The 16,978-nt window shown below is 63.8% G+C and carries 12 protein-coding genes and 1 pseudogene; 5 read left to right on the top strand and 8 right to left on the bottom strand.

Going from position 1 to position 16,978, the window contains the following annotated elements; genetic code table 11:
- Positions 1 to 40 precede the first annotated feature (40 nt).
- The 3 genes from D7D52_RS22085 (at position 41) to D7D52_RS22075 (ending at position 2,728) form a co-directional block, all read left to right on the top strand.
- Positions 41 to 418, top strand: coding sequence for a hypothetical protein (locus D7D52_RS22085; protein WP_162958469.1), 378 nt, complete (start codon positions 41 to 43; stop codon positions 416 to 418).
- A gap of 1,354 nt (positions 419 to 1,772) precedes the next feature.
- Complete coding sequence (locus D7D52_RS22080; RefSeq protein ID WP_120739235.1) at positions 1,773 to 2,075, top strand: DUF6247 family protein; 303 nt, start codon at positions 1,773 to 1,775, stop codon at positions 2,073 to 2,075.
- A 95-nt stretch (positions 2,076 to 2,170) separates the two neighbouring features.
- A complete protein-coding gene (locus D7D52_RS22075) occupies positions 2,171 to 2,728 on the top strand; it encodes a hypothetical protein (protein WP_120739233.1) in 558 nt (185 codons plus the stop codon).
- Between the two features lie 288 nt (positions 2,729 to 3,016).
- Here the strand turns inward: D7D52_RS22075 and D7D52_RS37900 are convergent, their stop codons facing one another.
- Positions 3,017 to 3,157 (bottom strand): hypothetical protein, encoded by a 141-nt coding sequence (locus D7D52_RS37900; protein WP_162958468.1) that lies wholly within the window; start codon positions 3,155 to 3,157, stop codon positions 3,017 to 3,019.
- 413 nt (positions 3,158 to 3,570) lie between these two features.
- On the opposite strand from D7D52_RS37900, the gene D7D52_RS22065 reads away from it, so the two are divergent.
- The gene (locus D7D52_RS22065) at positions 3,571 to 5,493 is read left to right on the top strand and encodes a hypothetical protein (protein WP_162958467.1); all 1,923 of its coding nucleotides are present in this window, start codon (positions 3,571 to 3,573) and stop codon (positions 5,491 to 5,493) included.
- Between the two features lie 261 nt (positions 5,494 to 5,754).
- Here the strand turns inward: D7D52_RS22065 and D7D52_RS22060 are convergent, their stop codons facing one another.
- Entirely contained in the window at positions 5,755 to 6,402 is a 648-nt protein-coding gene (locus D7D52_RS22060) for a hypothetical protein (RefSeq protein WP_120739227.1), read from the bottom strand.
- A gap of 122 nt (positions 6,403 to 6,524) precedes the next feature.
- On the bottom strand, positions 6,525 to 7,910 hold the full coding sequence (locus tag D7D52_RS22055; RefSeq protein ID WP_162958466.1) for a helix-turn-helix domain-containing protein: 1,386 nt from the start codon (positions 7,908 to 7,910) through the stop codon (positions 6,525 to 6,527).
- A 380-nt stretch (positions 7,911 to 8,290) separates the two neighbouring features.
- On the opposite strand from D7D52_RS22055, the gene D7D52_RS39325 reads away from it, so the two are divergent.
- Entirely contained in the window at positions 8,291 to 8,707 is a 417-nt protein-coding gene (locus tag D7D52_RS39325; RefSeq protein ID WP_246023218.1) for a hypothetical protein, read from the top strand.
- 54 nt (positions 8,708 to 8,761) lie between these two features.
- On the opposite strand, the pseudogene D7D52_RS40380 reads toward D7D52_RS39325, so the two are convergent.
- The 5 genes and pseudogenes from D7D52_RS40380 to dnaB form a co-directional block, all read right to left on the bottom strand.
- A pseudogene (locus tag D7D52_RS40380) lies at positions 8,762 to 9,127 on the bottom strand (TniQ family protein); the annotation flags it as partial.
- A gap of 21 nt (positions 9,128 to 9,148) precedes the next feature.
- On the bottom strand, positions 9,149 to 10,321 hold the full coding sequence (locus D7D52_RS22045; protein ID WP_120739221.1) for an AAA family ATPase: 1,173 nt from the start codon (positions 10,319 to 10,321) through the stop codon (positions 9,149 to 9,151).
- Between the two features lie 274 nt (positions 10,322 to 10,595).
- Positions 10,596 to 12,764, bottom strand: coding sequence for a DDE-type integrase/transposase/recombinase (locus D7D52_RS22040; protein WP_120739219.1), 2,169 nt, complete (start codon positions 12,762 to 12,764; stop codon positions 10,596 to 10,598).
- Positions 12,761 to 13,543, bottom strand: coding sequence for a TnsA-like heteromeric transposase endonuclease subunit (locus D7D52_RS22035; protein WP_246023217.1), 783 nt, complete (start codon positions 13,541 to 13,543; stop codon positions 12,761 to 12,763). The genes D7D52_RS22040 and D7D52_RS22035 overlap by 4 nt, the downstream gene beginning before the upstream one ends.
- 117 nt (positions 13,544 to 13,660) lie before the next feature.
- Positions 13,661 to 16,528, bottom strand: coding sequence for a replicative DNA helicase (gene dnaB / locus D7D52_RS22030; RefSeq protein ID WP_120739217.1), 2,868 nt, complete (start codon positions 16,526 to 16,528; stop codon positions 13,661 to 13,663).
- Positions 16,529 to 16,978: the final 450 nt, after the last annotated feature.

Raw genomic sequence — 16,978 nt, 5'->3', positions numbered from 1 at the left:
CTGTGCGTCGAGAATCCGCTCAACAGGTTGGCGAATTTCTGTGAACCACAATGATTCCGATGGCCTGGGCCTTAAGGTGCAGCGTGCTCAACACGCCCTCGAGCAGATCCGCGGGGTGGGTGTTGTGAACGGCATCCGTGTGGTCGTGGACGCCGAGGATCGCCTGCTATCGGTGACGGTGGGCGAGGAAGCAGCCATCATGGCCGCGTACCGGGCCGCAGTGGAAGACAAGCGCCCCAAGGTCGATGAGGCACTGCGGGAGTTGCGAGCCGACACGACCTTCGAAGCGATCTCGACGTACACGAACGCGAACTCAGCCCGCTTGGAAGCCGAGCGCGTCGAACGACAGCGCAAGGTGGACGAAGAGTTCGACGACGACTACTACGAGCGCGGCTCGATCAAGGCCCCGGATTGGTAGTGACCAGCAGCGCGTGGTCCGATGCCCACTGCTCTTGCGGTCACTGTGTAGCGGAGGATGTCGTCCTCTCAAAGCGGGGCCGACCAGTCCGCTGCTATGCATGCCTAGTCGGCGGCTATGCGGCTGGATAGACCTTGGAAAGCTTTGGGACGCATCCGCTAACCGGCTGTGGCAGCAATGGAAGATCAAGGCTTCTCAACTCCGCGCCATCCGATAGTGCGGCCTGACCAGGCACGACAAGTCTTAACGTCCTGTCGGTCGGGCATCTCATCGCTAACCTCGCACCCAATAAGGGGTATAGTTGCGTCGCTACCGACTACCCATATGGATACTTCTTGGTTAGACGGCGGCTATACGACGACTAGTCATTGGATAGACACTGGTTAGTCGGAGAGCACCGAAGAGCTTGAGGCACAGGGCCCAGGCATGAGACTAGCTACCGAACGGGGCTAGTCATATGACTAGCCCACGCCCCGGTTCTACTAGCGCAGAAGGTCATTCAGCAGATCAACGATCGACTGCGCGAACAACCGAGTAACCCAAGTCGCGATCACCTCGGAGCATGCCGGCCAGCTACCCTCCGAGGTTTTCGTTCCTTTGGCGTGGTTTCGGCGCCTTCGCGTCGAAACCACACGCCGATGCCGTTTTCGTTTCGGCAACGGAGATGCCTCCCTTCTCAGGGCAAGGTCTCAGTGCGCCCAGTGCACACTGACGCCCTGCCCCACAGCCGGGAGGCAACATTCCCCCACCCTGGCGAACCAGCGCGGCGGCGCGACACCAAGGCTATCCCCAATGTGTCTCGAATTCCAATGAGCCACACCCAAATTCGAGTTGCCCAGCATTCGCTCAGCAACCAATCTCAGCGCCGGTAGCAAACTTTCAAATCGGACAATCATCCCACCGTCGTAACCCACCTGCCCAAACGCATCACGAATGTTTGCTATTACTTCGCCATGGGGGATGCGGAATTCATCAAAACGTGGTCTGAAAAAACTTTGGCGAATATCTAGCTACGCCCGTTTTGGTGCAATTGTAAGACATTGCCGAGACGGAAGACCGCGCCTCGCGGCCCAGCGTATCCCGTAGCTTGCCCCGCTCATGCCACTTCCGGGATGGTCGCCGCCTTGATTGGTGCGTCATCGAAATGGGTGCATCCGCGCCAATACGGCCGCTGTTCTCGAAACCTGCTGCGCCTCCTGCCGCATCCAAGCGCGATGCTCGGCCGCTTGATGCTCTTCTCCCCGGGGCGGGCCCCATCGTGTTGACGGCCTGATCCGGGGCCGAAGTGTGTAACCCATGTAAGCCATCGATACGGTGAGTCGTGACTTCTGGAAAGGCGACACCTCACCCAACGATGGTTCCAGGCGCGGACCCCGCCGAGATCAGAGCTGCTCTCACCCCGACGATGCGAGCCGAATTCGATCGAGAATGGGGCATTGTTCTCGATCGGGCGAAAATTAGCAAAAGCCTGGCTGGAGTGATGAACATGCTGGGCAAATGGCGGTACACCGTGGTGCACGAGCACCGCGCCCCCGGGGCATACTACCGGCTGCTCGCCAAGGCCGAACTCATCGAGCGAACCGGAGAAAACCCCGATGCCCGCACTCTCGGGGAGATGCAAGCGCTCATCGACCGGCGGTTGGCTACGCGGGAGTAACGCGTCGAGGCCCTGATCTGCGCACATCTGAGTCCGACCTTCGACTGTCCGGTCGCTATCATCTCGGCGAGAACAATTGCGGCGGAGGGGAACTGGTGAGCAACAAGCGTGTCCGAGAGAAGGCGCAGGAGCCCGGCATGGGTGTGCGGCGTGTCGAGCGCTACACCGCGGCGTTCGACTGGGTCATCGCATGCCTTGAGTCTGGGCACTTCCTTGAGGCTGTCGCGGTGTTGGATTCGTTGATCGGTGATCGGCTGGCCAGCCGCTTCTCCTACCTGCGCAAGGAACAGCCGCTGGAATCGATGACCGTCGGCGGCCTGAGTGAGGCGCTATTGAACGGATACGCGAAGAAGTCGAATCCCGTGATCGAGAGCGATCCGCAGTTCCGTGCTGTGATCGAGGACATCCTGGCGTGGTCCAAGGCCCGCAACAACGCGATTCATGCCACCGCGAAGATCTTCGGAAACGATGACCTCGCAATCTCTTTCGCCGACGGGCTTATCGTCCACCGCGACACCGCCGTGCAAGGAGTGCATCTGCTACAGCAATTCGACGTCCTCGATACGGCTGCACGTGCCGTGCACGATCGGGTGCCTGGGACCTACCCGAACGCGTTCTTCCCCGACAATCGCCCGCGCTGGCCTCGGCGATAACGGGTCGGCGGGGCAGCCGTAGACGATCGAGATCGTCGGTTCGGCTAATGACTTGGCCGCCCAGGGTGCGCCGTGAGGGCCTGGAATTCGGTCAGGCTGGACATGAGGTCGTTGCAGCCCGAGAAGGTCGGCGGCCCTGTGTAGACCACTATTGTCATCGAGATCGTTGAGGTTCCCGCGAGGCCGCCGGTGCTGCCCTCCTGCCGCGTGTAGCTGGCCCGACCCACCAACGGTGGCCTCGGATGATTCGAGGTCACCGTTTTGGTGCGTCAGGAGCACCTGCGCCGACTAGCGGCCTGGGCAGAAGGCCCGGAACGCCACGGCGATGAACCCGGCGGCGGCCGCCAGCAGCGCCGCGTCCGCACGCCCGACGGTGACCAGCTCGAGCACCGCCCCCACCACGACGGTGAATGCCGCGAGGTCCACCATCGGTGTGCGACTGTCTGCCCGGCCGCGGCGCCGCAGTCGGCGGTGGGCGCGCGACTGGTTCTTGTCTTCGTCCTGGTGGACGGCGTTGTGGAGAAGTGGGGTATGCCGAGTTCGGTCTACCGATGTCCGCGGGTTGTGGGAGATCATGGGTGCAGGCCCTTTCCGTTTCGGCCGAACCCCGGGCCGGGCCGCGCTGTCGCCTACCAAGTTCCGGCACGGCCTGCCCGAGGCGTCCCTGTCGATGAGGACGCAGCGTCGAGTTTGACCAGCGATAACTTGTCCGCCAACTCGGGATTACTGCTTGAACTGCGGAAATAAGTTATCCCGCAAGGGATTACATAATCCCGCCACTTCTGGGCGACCGACGATTACGGTGAACCCATAACAACCACCCGGGACAAGGACTTTCAGCTGTGCCCGCCCCCCGCAAACGCCCCGACGCCCGCGTGCCCGCTCCGCTCGCGCAGCTCTGCAACGCCGTGATCGACCTGCTCGAACGCACCGGCCACACCAACAAGCAAATCCTGGCCGCCACCGAATTGCCGATGAGCCCCCAGACGCTGACGCGATACCTGCTGGGCCAGAACAAGACACCGCTTCCCGCTGCCGTCGTCGAGCAGTTGGTCGACTACGCCGCCACCGCCCTGCGGACCGACCCCGACACCCTCTACACCGAACTCCCGGTGCTGCGTGAACACGCCGGACCGCATCTGTCTTCGAAAGAGGTTGCCCACCGTGAGCGCCTGGACAGCGAGGTGCTCGAGCGCGCCGGGTGGCTGTGGGAATTGATCATGGACGGCCGCGAACACCTCGCCGCCGTCGCTCTCGACGGGGTCTTTCTCTCTGACCCTCCTGCGATCGGCCAGGCGTTGCTGCTGATCGCCGCCAACGATCGTGGTGCCGCCGATGCTTTGCTGTACGCCACCGCCGAGCTCTATGGCCCGGATCGCGCAGCTGCCCTTGCCGCGTTGGTGTGGCCGCCGACCGGCACCGAGCAAAGTCCGACGCAGTACACGCGTACCCCGCCTCCTGAATTCACGTGGTCGTTGTGGCAGCCCCGGCATAAGGAACTGTTCACCAAAGTGGACGCTAGTCCCCAGATCGGGCGACGCCTGAACGCCTTGATCCGTCGCTTGGACGTCGAGCCAGCCGCGGCGGAGCTTGCGGCGTTGGTCAGCGACAGCGGCGCCGACACGGCGTTGGCCGTGCTGTACGGCATCGCCTACGCCCTGCCCCGCAAGTGCAAGAACGACGGCTTCGTCCAGGCCACCATGGTGCTGGACGCGATGGCCGCCGACCCTGAGTACCACGATGCCGTGCACGCCATCATGACCGCCCTGCTGACCGCCGCCCGCGCCCAGAGCTCCCACCAAGACCGCGACCGGTTGATCGAGGGCCTGGCCGATTCGACCCTGGACTTCTTGCTGGAACGGTTCGGGCGCGTACTAGTGCTGAATCGCTCCTCTGCCGCATATGCCAACCTGCGAGACCTGCTCAACGCCATTAGCGACAACCCGGGCAACCGAGACAACCGAAAGGTGCTGGCGCTGTTGCGGGCCAGCGAGTCCGACAGCGCCGTCCATATCTTGGCGGCGCTCAACCACGATCAGAGCTATTGGCTCGCGCGCATGGCCGCCACCGATACACCGCGTACGACGGTGTTCATTACGACGGTGGCCAAGCAATCGCTGCACCGCGGTGATGATGCCTCTGTAGAGCTGCTCGGCTTGCTCGGAGAGGCCGTGCTGAACCTGAATCTGGTGAAACCCGTGGCCGCCGCCGATCTTGAGGTGTTGATGCAGGTCGTCTCGTATGCGCTGAGCTTCAACCCTCGGGTAATCGAGGGCGATCTCGTCAATTCGGCCGGTCGAGCCTTCACGAGGCTCGAGCGCCAGCAGGCACAGTCCTTGCTGCTGAGCGTGTTCAGCGGGCCCGTATCCAAGCCGAACCTGGAGCGCGTGTGGCAGTCGATCTTCGACCAGGCACCCGGACGGGCGCGAGAACTGATGAAGTTCACGGCGGCCCTCAGCCCGCCTCTGGCTTCGTTTCTGGCTCGACAGCTCGCCGCCACGTCCGACCGGCCCCTATCGTGGGATGCCGTCACCCACCACGCCGGATCTGCGGATCGCCGCGCTGTTCAACAGGCCATCAACGAGGCGTTCGAGCTGCACATCTCACCCCAGCAAGCAGAGGAAACACCGCCGGTGATTCCGCCGCGCCCGGCGAAAACGTCCGAGGCGCAAGCCACCGTGAAGCAGCCACCACCGGCGTTGCCTCGACCTGCGGCCACGTCTACGCCGGCCGTGCCACGCCGCCGCTGGTGGTCCCGACTGTGAATCCTGAACCTGCAGAACGGACTTGGCGGGGTACTCTCGGATCTCGCCGCGTCTGCGGCGCCTACTCGTGGACTGCGTGGTGATGCGAGGTGGGAAGACCCTGGGGTCGCGGTCCATACCGTGTGCGACGGGACACGTCTGGCCTTGACCCGGCAGCCCTTGGATCGCTTGGCCCATTCTGGCTCGTGAGATCGATCCCCTAGGTTCGTCGATGGCGGTTATGACTTGGTGGGAGTTTCGCTACGGTGGCATTCGTTGAGCTCACTGAACAACGGCCCAGGGCGCGAACTGGCGCCACGTCTCGCGCATGAATGGGACGAAATCGGCGACGGTCTTCGGAGTGGTGCCAGTGCGCCGACGCTGCCGGTTGCCGACCTGGGTGATGATCCCCAAGATCAGCCAGACGACAGCGAAGATCACCATCAGAAACGGAAGCACCACCATCGCGGCCGCGAACCCCGCTGGGCGTCCGGCCACGATCATCTCGGCCAGCAGCGCGGCCAGCGCCGCGATAAACGCCACCAGCGCCACGATCATCACGATTGCCGCGGTCCACCCGCCGACCGAGACAAGGAACTGTCGCATACTGCGACGGGCGGTATAGGTGTCGGTGCCGATGATGAAGACCAGGCAGAACACGAGAATTCCACCCGACACGGCGCATAGCCGCACGAGCCGCCAGTAGCGGTGCATGCTGTGCAACTGAGTGATTCGGCGGTCGATATCGTCCTTGAGGCCCTCTCGGGATGCGAAATCGCCGTCGGCAATCTTGCTGTACAGCTCGAGATCACGGGTGAGGTTCTCGCGGCGGTCGCGCGCCGAAATCCGGTAACTCAGCCATGGAGCCGAAACCGCTGCGGCCGCGGACAATACGGCTGCCAGCAATGTGGCGAGCGCCTGCTGATTCATACCCGCCGATCGTAGGTGGCCAGTACGACAAGTCCGGTCCACCGCGATCATCGGGAACCTGGCCTCTCACCAGGAACCCGTGCATCCGCGGATGCTGGTCGAGAAGACGGCCATTAGCCCATTCAGGCAAACCGAGATGATGTGATTTCGGCGGATTCCCATGCCGACAACACGGTACGGCCGAATTCGGTGAGGGCCATGGGGTGGCCTCGTTGGGCGCGCTGGAACAGGGTCTCGCCGAAGTCACGTTCCAGGCGGTTGATCTGGGCAATGAGTGAGAACGGGTAGATATCCAGGTCTTTCGCGGCGTGGGTGAGGGTGTCGTAGCGTGCGGCAGCTACGAATCGACGCAGCCGTTCGTGCCCGCCGATTTCTCCAAGAGCGGGCTGCAGCAGTGCGGGAGCGGTAGCAGCGCTGCTGCGCGCTGCGAGGTTTGCCGCATGGCTGGGTCCACCGCGCCCCCGCATCGGAATGGCATGGAATTTGGCCCAGCGGGCCATCGCCGCGTTGGATATCCCGACCTCTCGCGCGAGGTCGGGGAGAGGTCGGCGGCACTGGACATACTGGTCGTAGAGCCAGTCTCGGGTGATGACAGCCCGCACCTGATTTCCCGGTGCCCGTCGTGCGATCCCGTAGCTGTCGGCCAACTGAGTCAATACGTGACGGCTGACCCCTACTTGTACCGCGATCCGGTCCAGGCTCAGGCGCTTGCGGTGGTACAGATCGATGAACCGGTCCGCCGGCAGAGCCGCGCGGGCGGCTTGGAAAGCGTAGAGGGATCGGTTCGTGCCACGCCTGCGCCGTGGCGGGGCCGGGTGGAGGTCGAGGACGTACCGGGCGAGGTCGAGGGTGATCCCGAGACCGTTCGCGGCCGCGCCGAGTGTGTACCCCTGCGTGCCGATAAGTTCGTGCAGGACTGCGACGTCGACGGTCTCGGGGGCTTCCCCGGGCAGGTGCAGGCCCGCCAGAACCGCGCCGGGTGGGCGCCACACCACCGGTTCTCGGCGGATGTGGTGGTGGGCGAGGAAATCCGCGGCGTGCTCGTCGAGGGCGGTCGCCAGTTGCGGGGTCAGATAGCTGGGGAAATCGGCGATGTGGGTGCGGAATTCGGCGTTGTCGACGGCGCCGGGTGCGGACTCGGCAGGCATACCGCTGATTCGTTCGAACAGATAGCAGCCAGTGATCCGGGCGCGCATCGCGGATGTGCCGCGCGTTCCCGTGTCGCGACATATCCGCTGCCAGACGGTATCGGTGAGCAATCCGGTGTAGTCGAGGTGGCGGCGTCTGCGGTAGTCGATCGGCGGCCGGTGATCGCAGAGATAGTCGGCCATGATCGTGAGAGCGGAACGGATGCCCGGCCAGTCAGGGTGGGCTTGCAGTAGTTGCAGGATGCGTGAGAGGGCCTGGCCGTCGAGTGGGCTGTCGAGGCGACTGACGGTGTCGGACAGTCGAAGCCGGGTTCCGACCAACAGCAGCGACATCGACAGCGCGGGCCGCAGTTGCCGCATTCCGGTGCCGGGCACTGCTAGGCGTAGCGCCCAGTCCGGCCACAGCGCTGTCGGAACCCGGCGGCTCAGGCGTTGGTGGCGCGCGGGTTTGGAGGAGGGCCGGCACGGGGCGTCGGTGGTGGTCCGGTAGCGAAGTTGGTCGCTGGGGGTGAGCAGCGGGTCCAGCGCCGACAATTGCACAGCGGTGAGCACGCCGGTGACGTGACGGCCCCATCCGATGTTCGTGGCGGTGACCGCTCGTCCCTGCTGCCGTGTTGTGGTGACAAGCCAGCGCAGTGCGTCACCGGCATGAGAGACATCGGGGCTGTTAGAACGCCGAACGCCACCGTCACACCGGCAGCGGTAGCAACAGCGCTGCCTCGCGCTGACCCTCGTTGGGTATGTCGCAGTTGCGGCCCTGGCTGCACCTTCAAGCCGCCGCGGTAAGCATCCATCAGATCCGTGGGCAGGATGCGGGACAGCTCGTCGAAGCTTGCGTAGGACAGCGCGCGCCCGGCGATCGCCCGGATGTCTGCCAGCGCCGCGACCGCGGGCTGCGGGTTCCGGCCGTAGATCCCGAATCCGGCGCGATCGATCGTGGAGAGATCGTCAAGGAGTTGCTGTGCGTCGAGTACGGGATGATCGGCGGGGAATCCGACGACGAACGTCGTGGACAGATCGTGCCCACAACGTGTGGCGGCCCGGCCCCGCGAGTCGGGCGCGGGGCTCATGCAGAAGCCCGGTTGAGGGATCATCTGACCGGGAAATACCCTGCTGCGCTGTCGTTTTCCGCACGCCGGGCATCGGTCGGCGAGTAGGCAGTGATGACGGGAGCAGGCGAAAGACCAGCCCCACCACCAGCGCAGCTCCCACCGCCCGCCCGACTCGCCTAGGCATTGCGGGCAGAAGCGTGACCCGCCGACACGACCCCACGGAACGGTTCGCCATCCGGTCCCAATGCTTGTGTCGAGCGTGGCATCGGCGAAGTGGGTCAAAGTCATTGCACCGATGATGCTTTCGTCCACACCTGTGGCGTAACCGATGCTGCGGGTCTGTTCGGGAGCCAGCCGCAGCATCCATTCGTAGGCGTGGGTAGTCCCGGCCGTCGGTAACCCGACTGCGGCCAGGAGATCGATCCACGCGGTGTGCGTGCGGTCGGCGATCGCCTCCAGCCACGAGTCCAGCGCCTCTCCCGGTCTTGGTGGAACACGAATCGGCAGAGTCCGGATCGACGCCATGATTTACCCCGCGTCCACGGGCTAGCTCTTGCTCCGCCGCGAGGCTGTCGGCCGGCTGGTCCCGCCGCGTTTGCCTCGGCGTGTGCCCAGTTTGGTGGTGAGTCGACCCGATGAGATGGCCGCGTCAAGTTCGGCGCGGGCCCTGTCGGCGGAATCGTCCATATCGACCTCGTCGAGCAACTGTGCGGTGAATCGCTCCGCACCGGTCAATGCCGCCAATTCGCAGCCGCCGCGGACCACGCTCATCAACGAGCCGATATGGCCGGTGCTACGCGCGAATAGATAATCGGACAGATCGTCGGCGATCATTCCTGGATACACGTTGGCCAGAATGAGCTGTTGTTCGATGTTCAGCAGCAATTGCCGCCATTCGAAGCGTCTCTCGTCGGTATCGATAGTGAACGGCGCCAGACCCAAACGTTTGGTACGCCGCCCGAGTTGCGCCATCACCGAGTCCTCGTCCGTGCCACCCTCGGAGAACAGGCCGCGCCGCGCCAACCCGACCCCTACGAACAGCAGGGTGACCGGGAACTCGTTGGCAATGTATTTGAAGTGGTTGCTGATCTCGACGCCGTTCGTCTCGCGGAACCGCAGAAAGTGCAGGTCATCGACGACGAGTAGACGTGTCTGGCACGACAGCACACAATCGAGCGCGCGGCGAGCGAAGTGTGCGGCCGAGCCCTTGCTCGTGCCGGGGTGGCCATAGAACTCGAGCATGGCCTTGTTGAAATCGAGCATGCCGGTGTTACCGGTCAAGCCGACGCGGCACACCGGCCACCGCTCGTTGCCGTCGGGCGTCATAGGGCCTCTGAGCGCGATCTGCTGCTGGTGAAATTCCTTGGCAAAGGCCAGAACAGCGGTGGTCTTGCCCAACCCGGGGTAGGCGTCGACAGCGATCGCGTCCTTCGGTTTGTCCCCGAACTGTCTGTTACTGCCGACGATCACCTTCAATCTCCTGTGCAGCAACTTCAACTGCGGTGTTTCGATAGGCCCGAGATTGGCGTGCCATACCCGTCGGGCCTCGTTATAACGGAAGATGGCTTCCGGACCGAGCGCGGCGATCTGCCGACATGTCAGCCGCGGCGGAGGCGTCAACGGCGGCGCATAGACCCAGAGTTTCCAATCTTCCTTCCGAGACAAGGAGATGTTCTCCAGATCAACAGCGGCCGACTCCGGCGGCACCAGCGAATTCATCGGTCCCCCAGCGCATCGGCGTCAAATTCGTCGTGACTGTCGTGAGCGTCGCGGCGCGGTCGTCCGCCACCGCAGTCGCTCTCAGCCCGTGTCGAACCGGGATCGGCATACCAGACTCGCCGGGCCTCGATGTACCGCAGAGCCGCGTCCGCACTCGCCGGTCCTTCGCACGCGATACACGGTGGAGCCTGGACCCAGATTCTCCAGTCCCGGTGGTGTGGCACAGGATTCGTGTCCGGATCCGGGTGACCCGGCTGCTCGGGCATGTGAGGAGTCATATGTTTTCCAGTGCGTCGGCGTAGAAATCGTCGCCGTCCCCGCCCCCGTCATCCTCGGGGTCAGTCGGTTCGTCGTCGACCTCATCAGCTGCGTCTTCATCGCCTGCGTCGCTGTCGATCTGCTCCAGCGGAGGCTTCGCGCTCCCCAGAATCTGGGCGACCAGCGGCAGTTCGGTGACATCAACCTCTGTCGCGGTGATGGAGAGGTCGCCGAGCAGGCCCGCCTGTGTGCGTGACATGCGTAGCGCTATCCGGCGTTCGGCCATGCTGTCTCCCAGCCCGAGATGCCAGCGATCGAGCAGATCGGCGATCGCCAGCCTGTCACCGGGGTAGGTGTATTTCGCCGCGGCCAAGCGGCGCGCGAACACCAGCGCATCCTCGCTGAAGGGCGTCGTCAACGAGGCAGCGTGCTCCCATACCAACGGACACCACTCGCGTTCGCGAGTACGGACGAACACCCGCCGGATATCGTCCGGATTGACATGAATCGGTATGCCGCGCTTGCGTTTTCCTGCAACCCAGATCGTCTTTTCATCGCATTCGGCGAGCGCGTCGCCCTTGTAGATTCGGTCGCCCCACTCGACGCCGTAGTGTTGAATCGATCGATACTTCACCGCGAGGAACTCGTAAGCAAGATCTGGATCCCGTGGAACTTCGATATAGCCTCCTCGTTGGACGCCATGTTCGAACATCGCCGCAGGCGACAGCTCAAGCGTCGGCAGATGGGGATCGACCAGCCCGCCGTGGGGACGGTGGTGGTACACCAACGCCACCCACTCGCGGATAATCGCTTCCAGTTCGTCGAGGTAGAAGAAGGCTGCGCCTTCCGGGTCCACGCCGCGCGAATGCACGTCGGGCCCTTTGTATCCAGGCAGGGCCTGCAGCAGGTCCTCGCGCAGCGTGCGGAAGAACCGCTCCACCGGACCCTTGTCGCGGCCGGTGCGCAGCCGCGCGGGCTGGATCGAGATCCCCAGCCGCTGACACACACTGGTCAGATGTTCGGAGACATAGATCTTGCCGTGATCGATCACGATTGTGTCCGGGACGATCGCCGGGTGCGATAAGCCCGTCATCGGGCCCTCGATCGCGTCGACATCGATCAACACCGACCGCGGAATACCGTGGTCTGGCCAGACCGCATAGGCCGGCCACCCGGGGCTCGCAGGCAGCGGTCGGAACACTTCGTACAGTGTCGCCGCCGCGTCGACCGACTTCGTCGACACCGGCGTCAAACGGATCCCCACAATGCAGCGCGTGTACCAGTCCATCGCGACCGTCAACTCCGCCTGCACCCAGAGCAGCGTGGCAGGATCGAGCGCGAAGACATCCAGCCGGGTCGTGTCCATCAGCACGTACTCACCCGGCCGGACCGGGCGCAGCTTCCCGTAGGCGGTGTCGGGGCGGTCCGCGATGTCACGATTGCGCTTGGTACTCAAACGAAACAACGGATGCCGTCGCTCCAGTTCCTCCAGCACCCGGTACGCGGCCGACTTCGACGGCACCGCCACCACGCCCTCGCCGAACCGTGTTGTTACCCGCGCAGTCGCACGACTGATCACCATGAGTCTCGATGGCCGAGACTCCGCAGTGTGTTCGACCATCACCTCGAGCGCGGCCTCGATCCAGCGCTGGTCCACCCGCCCGTACGGGTTCTTCGTCCGAGGCAGGCGTTGAGGGACCAATCCCGCCTCCCCACACGCCAGGTAATCAGCGACCCAATTCCGAATCGTGCGTGAAGTCACCCCGAGCTCGCGTGCCTTGGCCTCATACCGAACCGAAAACGGAAGCCCCGGGTCGTACTCGGGGCGAGGTTCACCTGCGGTCGATAGCTCCTCGTGCCCACTGCGATACCCCGTGCGCACCTCACGGATGTGTGCCGCGCGGTCGAGCACCGCCAGACGCTCCTCGGCGGTAAGCGTCTTCAAGATCGCCGCCGCGAGCGCATCATCGTCCTGCGGTGACGGCCCTGGCGTATCGGAAAGCACCCGCGCCCTGCCGGCATCGAACAACTCGCGCGCGGCGATCCGCAGAATCCGATGATCGGGTTCCATACACAGAATGGCCGTGAGCCGTCCTTCTCCGGCCGAGAGCTCGACCACCTCCCCGAAACCGCCGTCATACGCAATGCGCGTACCGATCCCCAAACGCACACCTGCGGTGCTCATTTCGGCCCCCGTGACAGTACGAGCGCCCCCGTCAGCGCAGCGTCGATATCCGCACAGAAATGCTGTGACCACAGCAGATGCAGGATCGCTGCCTTCACCACCGGTTCCGGCCAATCCGGCAGCATGCCACATGCACGAGAGAGCGGAGCGCCGTCGACTTCACCAGATTCCAGCCTCCGCAACAGCTCTGGCGGGAATAGCCACCGCCGTCGATATCCCGCCAAGAAGCGGACGTTGTCGAGCCGCACCGGATTTGGCTCGCTCATCACCTCGTAACGCCAGCCCAGCTGCTCGGCCAGCTCTCTGGTCCATGCCACTGTGAATTCCACTCGGGGGTCCGACAAGCTCCTCCGCGGCTTGACGTCCGCAAGGATCGGTCCGTTGGCGGCGAGCAGCAGGAAGTCCGGGACATGTCGCCGCATATGTTCGTCCACCACTGCCTGAATCTGAAGAGGCTGCGCCACAATGTGATTCACGTTCGGATCGAAATCGGCGAAGAGTAGGTGGGCCAGCTCCAGTCGCGACTCGTAGATCACATGGCGGCCTTCGGTTGCCGCCCAATACGATCCCGAGTAGTGACGCTGACCGTTGCGCCATCGAAACGTCCGCCACGGCTCCACTTCCGTGAACCTGCGACCGCTCATCTCGTCCCACGGGAAGCTCACCACCTCACCGGTGTGAGTCCGCACTCGCGCAGTTACTGCTTTGGCCCGTGGCATCCCAACCACCGCCGACCCTTCCGCGACGAAAACTTGAGACAGCTTGATTGTCTCACCCACACCATGGGTCCGCACACGAATCAGCTACCAGATTCCCGGTTTTCGTTCATTTGGGAAGTTCATGGGAAATCGTGACTGGGAAAAGGAAACGAAAAGCGGGACCCTACAATTCGTCACTTACCCGCGCGCCATGTCGACGAAGCGGCTCAAATGCAGCTGGTGGGCAACAGTAATCGTCGCGGTGGGGCCGTTTCGGTGTTTGCCGAGGATGAGGTCGGCTTCTCCGCCTCGAGGGTCGTCTCGTTCGAAGGCATCCGGACGGTGCAGCAGGATGACCATGTCGGCGTCCTGCTCGAGACTGTTATGGACGGAAATCCCTTGCGCCACAAAGTTGTGTGTCTCGGAGACAGTGCCGTCGTAAACGTCTTGCTCGCCGACGCTGGTGATTTCGACGATATGGTCCCAGCGGACGTCGTTGGTCGCGTACATATCGATGCCCGCATCGTCCAGGACAGCGGCGACGCGTGCGAGGCGAGAACGGGTGGGGGAGTGCTTGGCTGCGGTGGAACCGCAGAAACGTGAATTCAAGGCCGAGCCGATATCCGTGGGCGAGATCTCCTTCGTCGCCAGGAGAGTCTGGACTTCGCTGGTGACCTGTTCGGGGATCGTACCGGCCTGCGCCTCGGCCACCGGCCGTGCTGGGGTGACCGGAGCTGCCGGGTCGAATCCCTTTGCGCCGATTGCGTTCAGGAAGGCTGTCTGGTTGTCCGCGCTGGCGACCTGGAGCAGCCATTGCGGGCGATCGGAGACGGACTTTGTCTTGACGACGCTGTGCACGCCCAAGCGCAGGAGCAACTGTGCGAGATCGTCAATCAGACGTCGATCGACCGACGAGTATTCGATCCGGCCGTGATTGTGCGCGGCATCCCAGCGGATCGATCCGGCGCCGGAAGCCCACAACGCTTTCAGGAAATCAGCGACCTGATCGTTGGGAAGCGAGAACACTCGACCGGGTATGGCCTCCCCGTCTGCTGCGACGGTGTGTGCCAGTTCGATGACCTCGTCGTACGGCATCTGTTCGACGCCCGCGGGTTCGCGAACGATGCGTGGAACCGCGAGCTGATCACCGATGTTGAGTCTCTCCAAGGGAATCCACCCATCCAAGGTCAAGAATGGATGGTTCCCGGTTGCGTCGACCGTACGTCCCGAAGCGAGCCGGAGCCGGAAGACTTCCTTGCGACCACTAGGGAAGACCTTGACCATCGGGCGGGCAACCATGCGCATCCGCTCGTCGAGCGACCACACCAGCGGCTGCTCACCACTTTCCAGCAGTTCGCCGAGCGTGATCTCACTGCCCGTGTCAGCTCGAAGAATTCGCGTCGACGCCGGCAGGCACCCCGACTCACGAAGGTCGGACACCATGGGGCGTTTGTCGGTTCGCTGTTCGGGACCGCGGTTGAGCTGGGAGATCGCGATGACCGGGACCTCGAGTTCCTTCGCCATCAGTTTCAGGCTTCGGGAGAATTCCGAGACTTCCTGCTGGCGGGATTCGGTTTTCTTGCCGGAGGTCATCAGCTGGAGGTAGTCGACGACGATGAGGCGGAGGTCGTGGCGCTGCTTGAGGCGGCGCGCCTTGGCCCGGATCTCCATCATGGTGAGGTTGGGCGAATCATCGACGAACAGCGGCGCTTCGGAGATCTCACTCATCCGCCGAGCGAGCTTGGTCCAGTCGTCATCACTCATCCGCCCCGAACGCATATCCCCTAGCTTGATTTTCGCCTCGGCCGACAGCAAACGCATGACGATTTCCGTGCGACTCATTTCCAACGAGAAAATGACACTCGCCATCCCATGCTTGATAGAGCAACTCCGCATGAAATCCATTCCCAGCGTGGAATTGTGGGTCGGGATCATGGTGGGGCCCGCGAGGTACAGGTGGTCGCTGTTGTCGACCTCTACACAGCGGACGGGGACACTGTCGATCTTTCGGACGTCGACGATGTGTCGCTTGTCCGAACCCCCGGACTCGGGCACCCAGTGATTCAGTGCGTCGTCGGAAGTCCGCACACTGTGGGCGATTTCGCCGGTGGTTCGAATCGCGGGGCGGGAACCGTGCATCTGCGAGACGGTCAGCCAGAGGTGCTCTTCATCAGCGACGATGACGGCGCCGTCGGAGAATTCGACCTCGTAGCAAGGGCGCCCGGTCATCACCTCGGTGGCGGCCAGCACTCGCGTCCGACGTCCCTGGGCGTCGAGGAGTTCGTCGCCGATTTCGACCTCGCCCATGGTGGTCCAGCCGGTGGGGGTGGGGAGGGGGGTGTCGAGGGCTAGGGCTTTTCCGACGCCGGGGCGGGCGGCGACGATGATCATTTGGCCGGGGTGGAGGCCGTTGGTGATTTCGTCCAGTTCGGTGAAGCCGGTGGGGACGCCCAGGGAGATGCCGCCTCGGGAGGCGATGGAGTCGAGTTCGTCCATCGTGGGCTGGAGGATGTCGGTGAGGGGGGCGAAATCCTCGGAGGAGCGGCGTTCGGTGACGTCGTAGAGTTCGGCTTGGGCTCGGTCCACTACCTCGGCTACATCTTGGCCGTCGGCGCCGGCGTAGCCGTATTGGACGATGCGGGTGCCGGCTTCGACCAGGCGGCGGAGAATCGCCTTCTCCGCGACGATTTCGGCGTAGTAGCCGGCGTTGGCGGCGGTGGGGACCGTTTGGGTCAGGGTGACGAGGTAGGGGGCGCCGCCGATGCGCTTGAGCTCGCCGCGACGGTCCAGGGTGGCGGCCACGGTGACCGGGTCGGCGGGTTCGCCGCGACCGTAGAGGTCGAGGATGGCGTCGTAGACGGCCGTGTGCGCGGGGCGGTAGAAGTCGCCGGGGCGGATGACCTCGACCACGTCGGCGATGGCGTCCTTGGACAACAGCATGCCGCCGAGGACGGATTGCTCGGCGGCCATGTCGTGGGGTGGCTGGCGGCCGAAATCCTCACCGGGGGCGTCGGAATAGTCGGAAGGTCCGTGATCGTCGTGGCCGCGATCGTCGACGACTGCCATCGGCTCGACCGTCCTCTCTCCTCGCGCCCGGAACGAGTTCATGACCGTTGTACGCCTGCGCACCGACAGGTTCGGGGCGCCACGCGGAACCATCGCGCCGAGTTGCGAAGGCGCGGTGGCAAACCGGTGGTGGGGGCGCTGGAGCACACGGAGTCGTGCCGTCCCGGGCTGTGGTCACGACATCGAATGCGAACCTAGGCGACCGGACGGTGACCCGCCAAACCGAGCTGTGCACACACCTGTGGACAACGTGGGTATTGTTCACCAACCGTTGTGCACCCCCTGTGGAGAACTTGGGGACAACAGTCGGCGGAACACATCAATCTGCTGGTAGTGGCGTAATTCTCACTGTGCGCAACTGTGGATCATTTCGGTGCGGCGTGTCGCTGGACGGTAACGTCCGGGCGTGTTGGGTGAACGAACGGCCACACGGCTGTGACGCACAGCACA

It is taken from the genome of Nocardia yunnanensis (assembly GCF_003626895.1).
GTDB lineage: Bacteria > Actinomycetota > Actinomycetes > Mycobacteriales > Mycobacteriaceae > Nocardia > Nocardia yunnanensis.
Note: the sequence above shows the minus strand (reverse complement) of the source record. Positions and strands in the feature narration are given on the sequence as shown.

Coding starts and splice junctions, on each gene's coding strand:
- D7D52_RS22080 (WP_120739235.1), top strand. CDS start 1,773: ATGGTTCCAGGCGCGGACCCCGCCGAGATCAGAGCTGCTCTCACCCCG.
- D7D52_RS37900 (WP_162958468.1), bottom strand. CDS start 3,157: ATGGTGGACCTCGCGGCATTCACCGTCGTGGTGGGGGCGGTGCTCGAG.
- D7D52_RS22060 (WP_120739227.1), bottom strand. CDS start 6,402: ATGAATCAGCAGGCGCTCGCCACATTGCTGGCAGCCGTATTGTCCGCG.
- D7D52_RS22055 (WP_162958466.1), bottom strand. CDS start 7,910: ATGCGGCAACTGCGGCCCGCGCTGTCGATGTCGCTGCTGTTGGTCGGA.
- D7D52_RS39325 (WP_246023218.1), top strand. CDS start 8,291: ATGTCGCAGTTGCGGCCCTGGCTGCACCTTCAAGCCGCCGCGGTAAGC.
- D7D52_RS22045 (WP_120739221.1), bottom strand. CDS start 10,321: ATGAATTCGCTGGTGCCGCCGGAGTCGGCCGCTGTTGATCTGGAGAAC.
- D7D52_RS22040 (WP_120739219.1), bottom strand. CDS start 12,764: ATGAGCACCGCAGGTGTGCGTTTGGGGATCGGTACGCGCATTGCGTAT.
- dnaB (WP_120739217.1), bottom strand. CDS start 16,528: ATGGCAGTCGTCGACGATCGCGGCCACGACGATCACGGACCTTCCGAC.